Source organism: Pseudomonas sp. (genome assembly GCF_030683065.1).
Lineage (GTDB): Bacteria > Pseudomonadota > Gammaproteobacteria > Pseudomonadales > Pseudomonadaceae > Aquipseudomonas.
This window is the reverse complement of sequence record NZ_JAUXMX010000061.1, coordinates 141,480-156,271: the sequence shown is the minus strand read 5'-3', so window position 1 is coordinate 156,271 and position 14,792 is coordinate 141,480. Positions and strand designations below refer to the sequence as shown.

At 58.5% G+C, this 14,792-nt stretch carries 15 protein-coding genes; 7 read left to right on the top strand and 8 right to left on the bottom strand.

Features of this window, described 5'->3' with window-relative positions; all coding sequences use genetic code 11:
• Nucleotides 1–88: 88 nt before the first annotated feature.
• A complete protein-coding gene (gene aroC, locus Q8K09_RS19300) occupies nt 89–1,180 on the bottom strand; it encodes a chorismate synthase (protein ID WP_305256608.1) in 1,092 nt (363 codons plus the stop codon).
• 168 nt (nt 1,181–1,348) lie between these two features.
• On the opposite strand from aroC, the gene Q8K09_RS19295 reads away from it, so the two are divergent.
• From Q8K09_RS19295 to pabB, 3 genes are all read left to right on the top strand, one after another.
• Complete coding sequence (locus Q8K09_RS19295; RefSeq protein WP_305256607.1) at nt 1,349–2,338, top strand: alpha/beta hydrolase; 990 nt, start codon at nt 1,349–1,351, stop codon at nt 2,336–2,338.
• A 52-nt stretch (nt 2,339–2,390) separates the two neighbouring features.
• A complete protein-coding gene (locus Q8K09_RS19290; RefSeq protein ID WP_305256606.1) occupies nt 2,391–3,188 on the top strand; it encodes a hypothetical protein in 798 nt (265 codons plus the stop codon).
• 130 nt (nt 3,189–3,318) lie between these two features.
• Complete coding sequence (gene pabB / locus Q8K09_RS19285) at nt 3,319–4,662, top strand: aminodeoxychorismate synthase component I (protein WP_305256605.1); 1,344 nt, start codon at nt 3,319–3,321, stop codon at nt 4,660–4,662.
• Nucleotides 4,663–4,734: 72 nt separating this feature from the next.
• Here the strand turns inward: pabB and thrH are convergent, their stop codons facing one another.
• On the bottom strand, nt 4,735–5,352 hold the full coding sequence (gene thrH, locus Q8K09_RS19280; RefSeq protein ID WP_305256604.1) for a bifunctional phosphoserine phosphatase/homoserine phosphotransferase ThrH: 618 nt from the start codon (nt 5,350–5,352) through the stop codon (nt 4,735–4,737).
• A 139-nt stretch (nt 5,353–5,491) separates the two neighbouring features.
• Here thrH and Q8K09_RS19275 point away from each other — a divergent pair, with 139 nt between their 5' ends.
• Nucleotides 5,492–6,274, top strand: coding sequence for a phosphoadenylyl-sulfate reductase (locus tag Q8K09_RS19275; protein WP_305256626.1), 783 nt, complete (start codon nt 5,492–5,494; stop codon nt 6,272–6,274).
• A gap of 170 nt (nt 6,275–6,444) precedes the next feature.
• Here Q8K09_RS19275 and cysB read toward each other — a convergent pair whose 3' ends face one another.
• The 3 genes from cysB to Q8K09_RS19260 form a co-directional block, all read right to left on the bottom strand.
• Nucleotides 6,445–7,419, bottom strand: coding sequence for an HTH-type transcriptional regulator CysB (gene cysB / locus Q8K09_RS19270; protein WP_305256603.1), 975 nt, complete (start codon nt 7,417–7,419; stop codon nt 6,445–6,447).
• Between the two features lie 125 nt (nt 7,420–7,544).
• Nucleotides 7,545–8,045, bottom strand: coding sequence for a universal stress protein (locus Q8K09_RS19265; RefSeq protein ID WP_305256602.1), 501 nt, complete (start codon nt 8,043–8,045; stop codon nt 7,545–7,547).
• A 160-nt stretch (nt 8,046–8,205) separates the two neighbouring features.
• Entirely contained in the window at nt 8,206–9,111 is a 906-nt protein-coding gene (locus Q8K09_RS19260) for a 5'-nucleotidase (RefSeq protein ID WP_305256601.1), read from the bottom strand.
• 179 nt (nt 9,112–9,290) lie between these two features.
• Between Q8K09_RS19260 and Q8K09_RS19255 the strand changes: the two genes are divergently transcribed.
• Both Q8K09_RS19255 and Q8K09_RS19250 read left to right on the top strand, forming a co-directional pair.
• Entirely contained in the window at nt 9,291–9,707 is a 417-nt protein-coding gene (locus tag Q8K09_RS19255) for a PilZ domain-containing protein (protein WP_305256600.1), read from the top strand.
• Nucleotides 9,708–9,874: 167 nt separating this feature from the next.
• Nucleotides 9,875–10,951, top strand: a complete 1,077-nt coding sequence (locus Q8K09_RS19250) for a 3-deoxy-7-phosphoheptulonate synthase (RefSeq protein WP_305256599.1) — start codon at nt 9,875–9,877, stop codon at nt 10,949–10,951.
• A gap of 55 nt (nt 10,952–11,006) precedes the next feature.
• Here the strand turns inward: Q8K09_RS19250 and Q8K09_RS19245 are convergent, their stop codons facing one another.
• Nucleotides 11,007–11,288: a GNAT family N-acetyltransferase gene (locus Q8K09_RS19245; RefSeq protein WP_305256598.1), complete on the bottom strand. Its 282-nt coding sequence runs from the start codon at nt 11,286–11,288 to the stop codon at nt 11,007–11,009.
• Nucleotides 11,289–11,412: 124 nt separating this feature from the next.
• On the bottom strand, nt 11,413–12,789 hold the full coding sequence (locus Q8K09_RS19240; RefSeq protein WP_305256597.1) for a GntP family permease: 1,377 nt from the start codon (nt 12,787–12,789) through the stop codon (nt 11,413–11,415).
• A gap of 374 nt (nt 12,790–13,163) precedes the next feature.
• Between Q8K09_RS19240 and Q8K09_RS19235 the strand changes: the two genes are divergently transcribed.
• Nucleotides 13,164–13,415: an Lpp/OprI family alanine-zipper lipoprotein gene (locus tag Q8K09_RS19235; protein WP_305256596.1), complete on the top strand. Its 252-nt coding sequence runs from the start codon at nt 13,164–13,166 to the stop codon at nt 13,413–13,415.
• Between the two features lie 336 nt (nt 13,416–13,751).
• Here Q8K09_RS19235 and Q8K09_RS19230 read toward each other — a convergent pair whose 3' ends face one another.
• A complete protein-coding gene (locus tag Q8K09_RS19230) occupies nt 13,752–14,711 on the bottom strand; it encodes a L,D-transpeptidase family protein (RefSeq protein ID WP_305256625.1) in 960 nt (319 codons plus the stop codon).
• Nucleotides 14,712–14,792 lie beyond the last annotated feature (81 nt).

The following is a 14,792-nucleotide window of genomic DNA, read 5'->3' as shown; positions in this document are numbered from 1 at the left end:
TTTACCGCAGCCTGGTGGGTTGAACATAGCGATACCCAGGGAGCGCAATGTTGGGTATCGCTGTACTCAACCCAACCTGCCCTGGCTGTCACAGCTGCGGCAACACCGGTGTGGTCACCCGCACATCGGCGTTCTGCGCGCGGTGACGCAGCAAGTGATCCATCAGCACGATGGCCATCATCGCCTCGGCGATCGGCGTGGCACGGATGCCGACGCAGGGGTCGTGACGACCCTTGGTGATGATATCCACTGGCTTGCCATCGACATCGATCGAACGCCCCGGCGTGGTGATGCTGGACGTCGGCTTGAGTGCCAGGTGGACCACGATCGGCTGGCCGCTGGAGATGCCGCCGAGAATACCGCCGGCGTTATTCGACACGAAACCTTCAGGCGTCAGCTCGTCGCGATGCTCGGTGCCGCGCTGGGCAACGCTGGCGAAACCGGCGCCAATTTCCACACCCTTGACCGCATTGATGCTCATCAGGGCATGGGCCAGCTCGGCGTCCAGGCGGTCGAAAATGGGCTCGCCGAGACCTGGCATTACGCCTTCGGCAACCACCGTGATCTTCGCCCCGACCGAATCCTGGTCGCGCCGCAGCTGATCCATATAGGCCTCAAGCTCCGGAACCTTGTCTGGGTCTGCGCTGAAGAAAGCGTTTTGATCGACACCGTCCCAGCTCTTGAACGGAATCTCGATCGGACCGAGCTGGCTCATGTAGCCGCGAATCACGATGCCCTGGGTCGCCAGGTACTTCTTGGCAATGGCGCCGGCGGCGACGCGCATCGCGGTCTCACGGGCCGAGCTACGACCACCGCCACGGTAATCACGGATGCCGTACTTGTGGTGGTAGGTGTAATCGGCATGAGCCGGGCGAAAAACATCTTTGATCGCCGAGTAATCCTTGGACTTCTGATCGGTATTGCGGATCAGCAGACCGATGGCGCAACCGGTAGTCTTGCCTTCGAACACTCCGGCGAGGATTTCCACCATGTCGTCTTCCTGACGCTGGGTGGTGTGACGGCTGGTGCCGGGCTTACGCCGGTCAAGGTCGCGCTGCATGTCTTCCAGTGACAACTCCAGGCCAGGAGGGCAACCATCGACGATGGCGACCAGTGCCGGGCCATGGCTTTCGCCAGCGCTGGTGACAGTAAACAACTTGCCGTAGGTATTGCCGGACATTTGCAGGATACTCCGCGGGAATCAGCACCAGGCCCGACGCAACGCTTGTGCGCACCAGACCCTTACTCAATAAAGGCTGGGAGTATACCTGCGGCGAAAGCCCAGTTCATCCTCGAACCTTATGTCGATGGCGACGTCCAACTTACTCCCGCTGCCACAGTACCTATCATGCTGCGAGTTCTGCTGTTGACCCTGACCTTGTTTGCCGGCCTCAGCCAGGCCACGCCCCATACCTTCATGCAGCGCCCAATCAGCCTGGTAACAGACCACGGCATCCTGCATGGCACGTTATTGCGCCCGCAAAGCGCGCAACCGGTCCCTGTCGCGCTGCTGATTGCTGGCTCCGGGCCGACCGACCGTGATGGCAACAACCCCGCCGGCGGACACAACGACAGTCTCAAGCGCCTGGCGCAGGCGTTGGCCAAGCAGGGCATCGCCAGCGTGCGCTACGACAAACGCGGGATCGCCGCCAGCCGTGCGGCGACCCCGGACGAGCGCGACTTGAGCGTCGAGCAGTATGTCGCTGATGTAGCTGCCTGGGGCCATTTACTCAAGGCTGACCCAGCCTTCAGTCGCCTGATCCTGATCGGTCACAGCGAGGGCGCCTTGATTGCCAGCCTGGCCGCGCCAATAGCAAATGCCGATGCGCTGATTTCGATTGCCGGCAGCTCTCGGCCTATCGACCAGGTGCTGCGCGAGCAACTGCACTACCGGCTACCGCCGAAATTGCTCGCGCAAAGCAATCGGGTGCTTGACTCGCTGCTGGCTGGCCAGACGACGGAAGACGTGCCGGATGAATTGCTCGTGCTGTTTCGCCCCAGTGTGCAGCCCTACCTGATCTCACTGTTCCGACACAACCCGAGCGAGGCCTTCGCAGGCCTGAAAATTCCGGCGTTAATCGCCCAAGGCAGCCACGACATCCAGGTCGGTGTCGCCGATGCCCACGCGCTCAAAGTCGCCAAGCCGAATGCTCAACTGGTAATAGTCGAGAGCATGAACCACGCGCTGCGCATTGTGCCGCTGGACGTACAGGCGCAGCTTGCCTCTTACAACAACGCTCGCCAACCGCTCGCACGCCTGCTGACCGAGCACATCGTCGACTTCATCACGGGCATTGGCACAGCGCCAGCCTCCAGCGATGCGCTAACCAGCCGATAGGTACTGTACCAGCGCGATACCTTGCGCTGATGTCGCGCACAGGACCGCCTTGATGACTGACACCAACTCCCCAGACGCTGCGCCTGAAGCCACTGCCCAAGCGCAAGCTACACGCGAGAAAACTCATGCGTGGGCAGAGCTCGCCCCCGAGCACTTTCGCCTGCTGCGCCTGACGCCCCTGCCGGTCGACCGTCACACCGGCGCGCGGCCCTTGCGCTTCGTGCAGCTGGGCCGGGTCGAGCGGCATGCCAAGGGCCAGAGCCTGCTGCGCCTGACTCTTGACCTGCCCGGTATACAGTTGCGCAAGGAGCTGAACCTGCTGGAGGTCTGGATCGATCACCGCAGCAAGGAGATGCGTCTCGGCCCGGAAAAGGGCTTGCTGGTAGAGCCGGCCAATCGCGGCCTGGGGCGCTTTCTGCTGGCCCAGGGCATTGCCTGGGCCCAGCAACACTGTGCACATTACCAAGTAGAAGGCGCGGCACTGCCGGCCAAGGACGCCCTTAACGAAGACGCCCGCCTGCGCCGCGATCATTGCCTGCAAGCCCAAGGGTTTATTGTCGAATACCTCGACCCCCTGCAACTCAAAGCCCGATACAGTGCGACCAGGGTCAGCAGCCTGAACAGCGACTGGCGTAGCGAAAAGGTGCAGATAGTTGACCTGCTCGATGCGGCAGCCATGTTGCAACACGCCGACCAGGCGTTACGCGAACAGGACGTAAAGCTACGCAAACTGGAGTCGCGCCTCGAGCTGTTCCGCCGCGAAGACGGCAGCCTGCGCTTTACCATCGCCTGCCTGGTAGCGTTTTGCCTATTCCAGACGGGCTTGCTGATCTGGATGGCCATGCGGTAGATGAGCCGGGCCTGCTCGCCCACGGCAGCACGCCGAACCACCTGCGCCGAACAGACGCGCAGACAGAAGCTCTAGGATGAATCCTGCCAGCGCTCTACAATCAGCTGCCGCGTACTTCTGAAAGCACCGTATGCCTACTTGTCTGATACACGCCCTGCCCTACAGTGCCGATCCGGCCGTCTACTTCAGTATCGTCTGCACTGCGCCTGGCGCGGTGTTGCTGGATGCAGGCAGGCCGACAGCCGGGCGCGGACGCTATGACCTTATCAGCGCCTGGCCGTTAACCGAGCTGACGCCAGCGCCTGATGAGCCGGGCAATGACTTTCTCCGGCGCCTGCGCGCAAACCTGGCGGCGCTTGGCGAAGCCACAGCACCTGACGACTGCCCGCTACCCTTCGCTGGCGGTTTGATCGGCTATTTAGGCTACGATTTCGGCCGGCGCCTGGAAACCATGCCCGAACAGGCCATCGACGATCTCGGCTTGGGCGACGCTAAACTTGGCCTGTATGCCTGGGCCTTGATAAGCGACCATGAGCTGGGCACCAGTCAGCTGATGTTTCATCCGGCGCTGGCCGATGATCAACAACAACGCTTGATCAAACTGTTCGATGCACCGCAGGCGCACACAGCGCTGCCGTTCAAACTGGTGGAAAAGTTCCAGTCCGATATCGATGAAAGCGAATATCGCCACGCTATTGAACGCATCCAGGCTTACATCCAGGCGGGTGACTGCTACCAGGTGAACTTTGCCCAGCGTTTTCGCAGCACCTATCAGGGCGCGCCCTGGACGGCTTATCAAACCTTGCGTGCCGCGTGCCCAACGCCTTTCTCCGGTTATCTGGCACTGGCCGATAACGGCGCAATCATCAGTCTGTCGCCCGAACGTTTCCTGCGCGTCAGCGAAGGCAGGGTCGAGACCCGCCCGATCAAAGGCACCCGCCCGCGCGACAGCGACCCAGAGCAAGATGCCGCTCAGGCGGACACACTTTTGGCCAGCCTAAAAGATCGCGCCGAGAACCTGATGATTGTCGACTTGCTGCGCAACGATCTCGGCCGCACCTGCACAACCGGCTCGGTGCGCGTACCGGAGTTGTTCGCCCTGGAAAGTTACCCCAACGTGCATCACCTGGTCAGCGCAGTCACTGGCGAGCTGCCGCCAGGTAAAGACGCCCTGGATCTGATCGCCGGAAGCTTTCCCGGCGGCTCGATCACTGGCGCACCGAAAATCCGCGCCATGCAAATCATCGACGAACTCGAACCCACTCGCCGCGCACTCTATTGCGGCTCGCTGCTCTATATGGACGTGCGTGGCGAGCTCGATAGCTCGATCGCCATCCGCAGCCTGCTGGCCAAAGACGGGAAGATCAGTTGCTGGGGCGGTGGCGGGATAGTCGCCGACTCCGACTGGCAGGCTGAATACCAGGAGTCCATCACCAAGGTGAAGGTCTTACTGGAAACGCTGGAGGGGATGTAGCGGCCAGCTGCCAGCGAGTTTCGGCGCGACGTGACAACCTGCGCCCTACTCGCTCGCAACTTGTTGCTGCGCTTACAGGCCCAGATCGCGACTGGATGCCTTGATGAACTCGCGCTTGAGATCTTCAAAGGTGTGCACCGCCGGGAACTGCGGGAACTCGCGGATCACGTTTTCTGGCGCATGGAACAGAATGCCGGCATGGGCTTCGCTGAGCATGGTGGTGTCGTTGTACGAGTCCCCCGCGGCAATCACCCGGTAGTACAGGCTCTTGAACGCCAGCACCGATTGGCGCTTGGGGTCTTTCTGGCGCAGCTGGTAGCTCACTACACGATCGGTTTCATCGGTAATCAGCTTGTGGCAGAGCAGCGCAGGAAAGCCTAACTGGCGCATCAAAGGCTGGGAGAACTCGTAGAACGTATCGGAGAGAATGACCACCTGGAAGCGCTCGCGCAGCCAGTCAACGAACTCCACGGCGCCATCCAGCGGCTTGAGCGTGGCGATCACTTCCTGAATATCGCGCAGCTTAAGGCCGTGCTCGTCGAGAATACGCAGGCGCTGCTGCATCAGTACGTCATAGTCGGGGATGTCCCGGGTGGTCGCCTTGAGCGACTCGATACCGGTTTTTTCCGCAAAAGCGATCCAGATTTCCGGGACCAGTACGCCTTCCAGGTCGAGACACGCGATTTCCACAGGACACTCCTCACGGCACTTGAATAGAGAGGCGGCACTCTAGCTGCTCGTCCCAGGCTGTGCAACGCAACGCTTATAGCCAAAACTGAGGGGTACTGCAGAACATCGTTATTTAACCGCATAACAGGCATTTGCTACCATCGCGGCACAAGACGCCCGACGTCACCATAATCAGGAATACAGCCCGATGAGCCAACCCTTCGATGTCGCCGCGATGGCGACGCTCTATGCCAACAAATCACCCCAGGACATCCTCAAGTTTGCCTTCGAGCACTTTGGCGACGAGCTCTGCCTGTCATTCAGCGGCGCCGAAGACGTGGTGCTGGTGGACATGGCCTGGAAGCTGAATAAAAACGTCAACGTGTTCAGCCTGGATACCGGTCGCCTGCACCCCGAGACCTACCGCTTTATCGAGCAGGTGCGTGAGCATTACGGCATAGCCATTGAAGTGCTCAGCCCCGAAGCCGCCGCAGTCGAGGCCCTGGTCAAGGAAAAAGGCCTGTACAGCTTCCTCAAGGACAGCCATGGCGAATGCTGCGGCATCCGCAAGATCGCCCCCTTGCGGCGCAAGCTGAGCACTGCCAAGGCCTGGGCCACAGGCCAGCGCCGCGATCAGAGCCCCGGCACCCGCAGCCAGGTCGCTGCGGTAGAGATCGACACGGCCTTCTCCACCGCGCAAAACACCCTGTACAAATTCAACCCGCTGGCGCAGATGAGCAGCGAGGACGTCTGGGCCTATATCCGCATGCTGGAGCTGCCTTACAACAGCCTGCACGAGCGCGGCTTTATCAGCATCGGCTGCGAGCCCTGCACCCGCCCGGTACTGCCCAACCAGCACGAACGTGAAGGCCGCTGGTGGTGGGAGGAAGCCACCCAGAAGGAGTGTGGCCTGCACGCCGGCAACCTGATCGCGAAGAACTGAATGGACGTGAAAAATTCTCGCCTACTGCGGCCAACTGAAACACCCGCGGCTGGCATTGCGCTAACGCCCTGAGACGGTCTCACGACGGCGCTCGATATGTTCACAACCACTGGCATCCTCAAGCATGAGAAACCCGGCACTTGGCCGGGTTTTTCATGCTTGCGAGTCACTCAATACGTCGGCAGCTCTACATCGCGAAACAACTCTTCCAGCTCGGATTTATTGTGACATTGCACCGCTTTGGCCAGTACATCGCGGGTCAGGTGCGGGGCAAATTTCTCGATGAAGTCACACATGAACCCGCGCAGGAAAGTGCCACGGCGAAAGCCGATCTTGGTCACGCTGGATTCGAACAGATCGCTGGCATCGAGCACCACCAGATCGGGATCCAGGGTCGCGTCAACCGCCATTTTAGCCACGATGCCTACGCCAAGACCCAGGCGTACATAGGTTTTGATCACGTCGGCATCGGCCGCAGTGAACACCACTTTGGGTGTCAGGCCACGGTGACTGAACGCCTCGTCCAGCTTGGAGCGTCCAGTGAAACCGAATACATAGGTGACAATCGAGTGCTCGGCCAAAGCCTCCAGCGTCAGCTTCGGCAGCTTGCTCAATGGATGGCCCTGGGGCACTACCACGCAGCGATTCCAGCGGTAGCACGGCATCATCACCAGGTCATTGAACAGCTCAAGACCCTCGGTGGCGATGGCAAAATCCACAGTGCCATCAGCGGCCATTTCGGCAATCTGCATCGGTGTGCCCTGGTGCATATGCAGGGAAACGTCTGGATATTGCTTGATGAATGCACTGATCACTGCTGGCAATGCATAGCGCGCCTGGGTGTGGGTGGTGGCGATGGACAAGGTGCCCTTTTTCTCATTGGAGAATTCCTGGGCAATCTGCTTGATGCTTTCGACCTTGCGCAGGATTTCTCCGGCAGTGGTAATGATCCGCTCACCCGCCGGGGTAACCCGGGTCAGGTGCTTGCCGCTACGCGCGAAGACCTCTACGCCCAATTCGTCTTCAAGTAAGCGTATTTGCTTGCTGATGCCCGGCTGCGAGGTATAGAGGCTTTGCGCGGTAGCCGAGACGTTGAGGTCGTGATGCGCGACTTCCCAAATGTAGCGCAGTTGCTGGAGCTTCATAAAAATCCCTCAAAGCAGATAAGCAGCCGTCCAGTGATCGGCGGCGCCATATAACCACATACATTAGTCACCAGTTGAATTTAGACGATTTCGCTTAATTCTGTGGATTGTTTTTAAAAGCGACTTCAGCACTCACCCCGGGCGCGGTGCTGCAACATCGGCACCAGATACACCGGGACTTCAGACAGCTGCACCAGACGCGCAGCCGTACGACCCAATGGAATATCCATGCCGGCACCATAACTGTGGCTACCGACCACTAACATATCCACCCCACGCTTGTGCGCCTCTTCAAGAATGACCAGGGGCGGATCCCCCTGCACGACCTGCACCGCACGGATCAGCTCAAGCTCATGCCGAGACTCGCCGAGCTCATCACGAAAGCCCTCCAATACGCGCTGCTCGATGCTCGCCATAACCGTACTCAGGCCCTTGCTGCGCAGCTCCTTGAGCTGCTCTTCATCCAGATAGGTTTGCAACACCGACTCGGCAAACAGCCCCATGGGCTCCACCGCATGCACGACATATAGCCCGGCATTGAACGCACGCGTCAGCGCCAATGCATGCTGCAAGACATAGGGTGCATAAAGACCAAGATCGGTAGCATAGAGAATCGATCGAATCACATGGCCTCCTCGACTGCCTAGCTGGCAGGCCTGACTTGAGCTTAGCAGCGCAATCTGCAAGTCAACCAAACGCTACTCATTCAGGACGAATGGCTATATGCACACGGCGTGCAAGCCATCGGGCGGGGTATCGAGATTGAGGTTTGAAGCGCATCAAGCTCTAGGCCTGCGGCTCGTTACTCACGCCATGCGGCACATGCCCGGTAGCAACGACTTCACGGGCTTTCTCACAATGCCCCGCCTGGTCGTCAAAGAAGACGTCGGCACCGAAGGTCTCGAGAATGGCGGCCTTTTCCAGCCCACCCAGAAAGAACGACTCGTCCAGGCGAATATTCCACTCACGCAAGGTTCGGATCACCCGCTCATGGGCCGGAGCCGAGCGGGCAGTGACCAGGGCCGTACGTATGGGACAAGCCTCCTCGGGAAACTCCTGCTGCAAACGATGCAGAGCCGCCAGGAACGGTTTGAACGGGCCACCGCCGAGCAACTCGCGAGCGGACTCACGCTCATGGCTCTGAAAGGCCTCCAGCCCGCCCTGCTGATATACCCGCTCAGATTCGTCGGAAAACAGCACGGCATCGCCATCGAAAGCAATACGCAGTTCATTGCTCGCAGCCCGGCGCGCCCCGCCAGAGAGGATGGTGGCCGCACCAAAGCCCGAGCGCAGCGCACTGCGTACATCTTCAGCGTGAGTCGAAAGAAACAGGTGGCAACCGAACGCCGCCAGATAAGGGTCAGGGCTACGACCGCCAACAAAGGCTGCCCGCGAGATGCCCAGGCCGTAGTGCTGGATCGAGTTGAAGGCGCGCAACCCGGTATCAGCGCTGTTGCGCGACACCAGAATCACTTCCACCCGCGTCTGGCCCAATACAGCGTTCAATCCCAGCAGTTTCTCGACCAAGGGGAAAGCGTCGCCGGGCATGAGAATTTCATCCTCATGCCCGATCTGGTAGCGGCGATAGGCTTCAACCCCCTCCCCCTCATACACGCGGTGGCTTTCGCTCAGATCGAAAAGCGCCCGCGAAGAAATCGCCAGCACTAATTTGTCACCCATTCCCTTGTCCATGCTTACCTCGGTATCTGTCAAAGTCGGCTGCCATGCAAGACCGCTTGATGCAGGCTGGAGACAACGGCCTGGGCGGACGTTTTCTGACCCGCGATCCGTATCTAAAGTCGGTCAGCTGCAATTCAATCACTATACTGCCCAGAACGATGTCAAATTGACGGCATAGGGAGTCAGTTGTCATGCGACGTTTTCTGCGCCACCCCAGTGACATGCCCGTGGAGTTGGTACTCCGCAAACAAGCCTTTATCCCCAAGCAACGGCTGAACAATATCAGCCTCGGCGGAGTGGCATGCAATTCCAAATGCGGCTTTCGACGCGGTACTGCGATAGAGCTTCGCATCCCGTTACTTGGTGAGCAGGCCCGCTACGCCGGGGTGGTTGCCTGGTGCCGCAAACAGCCCGACGATTACCTGGTTGGCATCGCCTTCATCGACGAAGACGCGTTATTTCGCGCACGCATGGTCGAACAGGTCTGTCAGATCGAACATTACCGCCGACAACGCGAGCTGGAGCTGGGCGAACGGCTGGGAATCGAGAGCATCGCAGAAGAATGGATAGCCCACCACGCGGCCGAGTTCTCTAATACCAGCCTGTAACCCCTGCTTCGTTCTGTTTAACGACCTTTGACCCATTGTCTAGCCCGCCCGTAACGCGCTAAGGTTCGGTATCCCCCGCTGTGCTCATATTTGCTGTGCTCCGCCACACGGGGATCGCTGGCGGCCGGCACCCGTGACCTGACGACCCTGACCTCATGAAAAGCACGATGGCTGACTTACCGATCGATGACCTGAACGTTGCCTCCAACGAAACCCTGATCACGCCTGATCAGTTAAAGCGCGAAATTCCGCTGACTGACGCAGCGCTGCACACTGTCGCGACTGGTCGCCAGGTGATTCGCGACATCCTCGATGGTAAAGACCATCGTTTATTCGTGGTGGTCGGGCCCTGCTCGATTCACGACATCAAAGCTGCCCATGAATACGCTGAGCGCCTCAAGACGCTTGCCGCAGAAGTGTCAGATAGCCTGTATCTGGTAATGCGCGTTTACTTTGAAAAGCCGCGCACCACAGTAGGCTGGAAGGGTTTGATCAACGATCCCTACCTGGATGACTCTTTCAAGATTCAGGACGGCTTGCACATCGGCCGTAAGCTGCTGCGTGACCTGGCAGAAATGGGCCTACCTACCGCCACCGAGGCGCTCGACCCGATTTCCCCGCAGTACCTGCAGGACTTGATCAGCTGGTCGGCTATCGGCGCCCGCACCACCGAATCTCAGACCCACCGCGAAATGGCCTCGGGCTTGTCTTCGGCGGTTGGCTTCAAGAACGGTACGGACGGTGGCCTGACCGTCGCGATCAACGCGCTGCAGTCAGTTTCCAGCCCACATCGCTTCCTCGGCATCAATCAGGAAGGTGGCGTATCTATCGTCACCACCAAGGGTAATTCCTATGGGCATGTGGTGCTGCGCGGCGGCAATGGCAAGCCTAACTACGACTCGGTAAGCGTGGCTGTTTGCGAGCAAGAACTTACCAAGGCCGGTATTCGCCCAAACATCATGGTCGACTGCAGCCATGCCAACTCGAACAAAGACCCGGCATTGCAGCCCCTGGTTATGGACAACGTTGCCAACCAGATCCTTGAAGGCAACCAATCGATTGTCGGCCTGATGGTCGAGAGCCATTTGGGCTGGGGCAGCCAATCGATCCCGAAAGATCTCAACCAGCTTAAATACGGCGTATCCGTAACGGACGCCTGCATCGACTGGGAAAGCACCGAAAAAACCCTGCGCAGCATGCATGCCAAACTCAAGGATGTACTGCCCAAACGCCACCGCGGCTAGGTGCAGCAGATGTAAAAACGCCGGGCTATGCCCGGCGTTTTCATAATCCTTGCCTTCAGCCTTTGACGCTATGGCGCTGACGACGCTCCATATAGCGCTCGACGTAGGAACACGAGGGAATCACCACGTAATCCATACGGTCGGCGTACAGCAATGCATGCTCGGTCAGTGCTGCGGCGATGCCGCGACCGCGCAAGGTGTTGGGTACAAAGGTGCGGTAAATGTCCAGGGTCTGCTTGCCAAGGTCCATATAGGCCAGGTACGCACGATCACCATCCACCGTGGTCTCGAATTGATGACTACTAAGGTCATGGTGAATGGACAGCGCCTCGCTCATTGCAACTCCGCTGAAAATAACCTGCAAAACAATAGCTGTACCTTAGCGATATTTTCCGGACGACGCGACCTCGGCATGTTCATTCATGTCAAGACGAACACGCCAAGGGCGTGAGAGCCCTCTTCTAGAGCACACTCAAAACGGCGATGCAGCACAGCACCGCGATCACCGGAATCAACACCGTCACGATGAAAATGTCCTTGTAAGCCTGCTTGTGGGTCAAGCCCATGATCATCAGCATGGCAATCACTGCCCCGCAGTGTGGCAGCGAGTCAAAGCCGCCCGAGGCGATATTGGCTATACGGTGCAGGACTTCAGGTTCCACCCCCATTTCCAGGTATTTTGGCGCCAGGGTCTGCATGAAGATTTGCAGGCCGCCAGAAGAAGAGCCAACGATTCCGGAAACCACGCTGACCGAGGCAAAAATCGACAACAGCGGCGGCAGGTCTACGGTCAGAATCCATTGGGAAAACTGAGCAAAACCAGGCGTTTGGGTGACCACGCCACCAAAGCCAATCACCGCTGCGGTATTCAGCAGCGGCATGATTGCGTCATCAGCGCCCTGCCCGAGCAGTGCGAGCGTATTGCGCCGCAAGCCCGCGAACAAAAGAACCGCAACGCCTGTCGCAAGCACCAGAGCCAAGCTGGGCCAGAGAATCGGCTGCTGCAGGCTGAACCCCAGCAGCTGGCCCAACACCCCCTGCCCTGGCGTGACCGAACCACTCAACAGCAGCAACCGCGGCAGCAAAATGATGCCCAAAACCACAAGGATCGGCACCACAGCCAAGCCCCAATGCGGCCCGGCCCCGGGCGCACTGGCTAGTTGCTCCATGCGCAAGTCCTGGGCATTAGCCTCAAAGCCCTCGCCGCGCTCACGCGCCAGGCGCCATTCACGCTGGACATAAGCCATGCCCATCGCAACCATCAATACGCTCGCCAATACACCGATCCAGGCGCCAGCAAACAGGTCAGTGCCCAAGGCACTGGCAGCAATCACATTGTGAATCGAGGGCGTGCCCGGCATCGCGGTCATGGTGAAGGTGCCGGCCCCCAAAGCGGTAGCAGCACAGAACAGACGCTTGGGCAGATTGGCCTCACGCATCAGGGTGATTCCCAGTGGATACATGGTAAAGATCACCACGAACACCACCACACCGCCATACGTCAGCAAGGCACAGACCAGCATGGTTACCCACAGTGTCCTGCCAATGCCGAGGCTGCGCGTAATGGCCTGAGCGATGCTGCTAGCTGCCTGGCTTGCGGCCATTACCTTGCCGAATATAGCGCCGCAGAGGAACAGTACGAAGAACTTGCCGGCAAAGGTGAAGGCGCCCAACGGGCCGAAAGGGAAATACTCAAGCAAGGCTTGTGGCGCTTGCAAGCCATTAGTCAGCGCCACCACCAGGGCGCAGATCAAGGCGGCAATGAATATATTCACGCCACGCAAGGCCATGAACATCAGTAAAGCCAAACCAGCCAGCAGCCCCGCATTCCCAAGCATGAGTGAACCTCCGTTATTGATAGTTAAGTCGCCGTCCAGCCTTGCTCATACACCGGCAATTTGTCTCTCGCTCAAACAATCGTTGCGGCGTTGCGAATGCCTAGAGGCGGTCTCGCTATGGCACGCGATACTTCCACAACCCTGAGGACTTATAGCAGCAACCGCCGCGACACAGCGAAAACAACGAGCGCTGTATGTTTTTCATACAAAACATCACAAATAGTCGCTACATCCGTGGCTTAGATGAAAAAAAACATCACTCGCTTGCGCAGGCCACATTTACTTACTAAAAGTTATGAGTAGTATGTACGCCGGCCAATTTCCTCCTGTTAGGAGATTGCTTTTATGGAAAATTCCACCTCAAGGGGAACACGATGAATAACGTTTTGAAACTTTCTGCTCTGGCTTTGGCCGCAGTTCTGGCTACCGGTTGCACCAGCATGACCAAAGAAACTGAAGCACGTCTGACCGCTACCGAAGACGCAGCTGCTCGCGCTCAAGCCCGTGCCGATGAAGCCTATCGCAAGGCTGACGACGCTATGGCCGCAGCTCAGAAGGCTCAGCAAACTGCTGATGAAGCCAATGAGCGCGCTCTGCGTATGCTGGAAAAAGCAAGCCGCAAGTAATAGCCCTTCAAGGCTAACTAAAGCCGATCCCTTTAAACGGATCGGCTTTTTTGTGCGCGCACAAGACACAAGCCACATGCAACGCGCCCATATCACCCCGAACAACTCAACCAGCGATGCCCAGGTTAGATTGGCCGCACACGCCAGCCATTCGCGATGCCCGCCACCGCGCGCACAACCACGCCATGGCCCTGAGCAGCAAAGCTGCAGCCTTAGGTTAATCATGCGAGGCCATGCTTGATTCGACTGCGCACTGCTTGGCCAGTTGGCGCATTGATCGAGGGGGTTGGTAGATACCCAAGACACCTATAAGAGGACTGGCAAACAGCCCCTTACTTACAGCATCTCGGCAGATGCGCTATCGGCAATCACCACACCTGAGTCTGCAATGGGTACCGGCAAGCCATCTTCAGCCGCGACCACTTCGCGCACCATGTCCCAGTCCAGCCGCAGGTTGCCGAGCTCTTCACGCTTAAGCAGTGTGTTGATCACAGCAGCATGGCGGTCGACAACAGAAGACTCGCCCGTATCGTCCAGAGGAGCATGCGCTTCCAGATACATCTTGCCGTTACTCACGCCGAACTTGTATGGCTCGTTGATGATGCGCACAGCCGTGCCAACCGGCGCCATGTCCGCCAGTTGCAATACGTTATGGTTAAGCATGCGGAAACAACCGTGACTGACACGCATCCCAATACCGAACTTCTTGTTCGTGCCATGAATCAGGTAACCGGGCACCGACAATGCCATTTTGTAGGGGCCCAACGGGTTATTCGGCCCCGGCGGTACATAAGCCGGTAGTGGATCACCATTGGCGGCATGTTCCTCAAGAATCGATTTTGGCGGAGTCCAGCCTGGATTTGGTGTCTTAACGGTAATGCGCGCATCAGCCACTGGCGAACTCCAGCCTTCGCGACCAATCCCAAGCGGGTAGGTATGCACCACGTTTTGCCCTTTCGGGAAGTAATACAGGCGATACTCGGCGAGATTGATCACGATCCCCTCGCGCGGTCCCGGCGGCAGAATAAAGCGCGTAGGCAGGACAATTTCCGTGCCTTCACCAGGCAGCCAGGCATCAACGCCTGGATTGGCCGCAATCATTTCCAGATAACCCAAATCGTTGGCCACGCCGAGATCGGCAAAGGTGTCTTCGTATTTGGCCTTGACCACCTGCACCTGGCCGACGATGTCCTCACCGGGTGGTGGCAAAGGCCACTCCATGGCAACCACGGAGTTGGCGCCGAACAATGCGCAGAGTGACAAGCAGCGGGCGACGGCAGGAACACGCGACAACATGCGGAAATCCTTCAAAATGGCTGACAATTCAACTGGGTGATTGTACATCGGTTGTAAAAATATCCAATGCTGCAACGACTG

Excerpts from the sequence above, each read along its gene's own strand:
- Q8K09_RS19245 (WP_305256598.1), bottom strand. The coding sequence starts at position 11,288 with ATGAGCGAGGCGCTGTCCATTCACCATGACCTTAGTAGTCATCAATTC.
- Q8K09_RS19235 (WP_305256596.1), top strand. The coding sequence starts at position 13,164 with ATGAATAACGTTTTGAAACTTTCTGCTCTGGCTTTGGCCGCAGTTCTG.
- pabB (WP_305256605.1), top strand. The coding sequence starts at position 3,319 with ATGCCTACTTGTCTGATACACGCCCTGCCCTACAGTGCCGATCCGGCC.
- Q8K09_RS19250 (WP_305256599.1), top strand. The coding sequence starts at position 9,875 with ATGGCTGACTTACCGATCGATGACCTGAACGTTGCCTCCAACGAAACC.
- Q8K09_RS19290 (WP_305256606.1), top strand. The coding sequence starts at position 2,391 with ATGACTGACACCAACTCCCCAGACGCTGCGCCTGAAGCCACTGCCCAA.
- Q8K09_RS19255 (WP_305256600.1), top strand. The coding sequence starts at position 9,291 with ATGCGACGTTTTCTGCGCCACCCCAGTGACATGCCCGTGGAGTTGGTA.
- Q8K09_RS19295 (WP_305256607.1), top strand. The coding sequence starts at position 1,349 with ATGCTGCGAGTTCTGCTGTTGACCCTGACCTTGTTTGCCGGCCTCAGC.
- Q8K09_RS19260 (WP_305256601.1), bottom strand. The coding sequence starts at position 9,111 with ATGGACAAGGGAATGGGTGACAAATTAGTGCTGGCGATTTCTTCGCGG.
- aroC (WP_305256608.1), bottom strand. The coding sequence starts at position 1,180 with ATGTCCGGCAATACCTACGGCAAGTTGTTTACTGTCACCAGCGCTGGC.
- Q8K09_RS19230 (WP_305256625.1), bottom strand. The coding sequence starts at position 14,711 with ATGTTGTCGCGTGTTCCTGCCGTCGCCCGCTGCTTGTCACTCTGCGCA.
- cysB (WP_305256603.1), bottom strand. The coding sequence starts at position 7,419 with ATGAAGCTCCAGCAACTGCGCTACATTTGGGAAGTCGCGCATCACGAC.
- Q8K09_RS19240 (WP_305256597.1), bottom strand. The coding sequence starts at position 12,789 with ATGCTTGGGAATGCGGGGCTGCTGGCTGGTTTGGCTTTACTGATGTTC.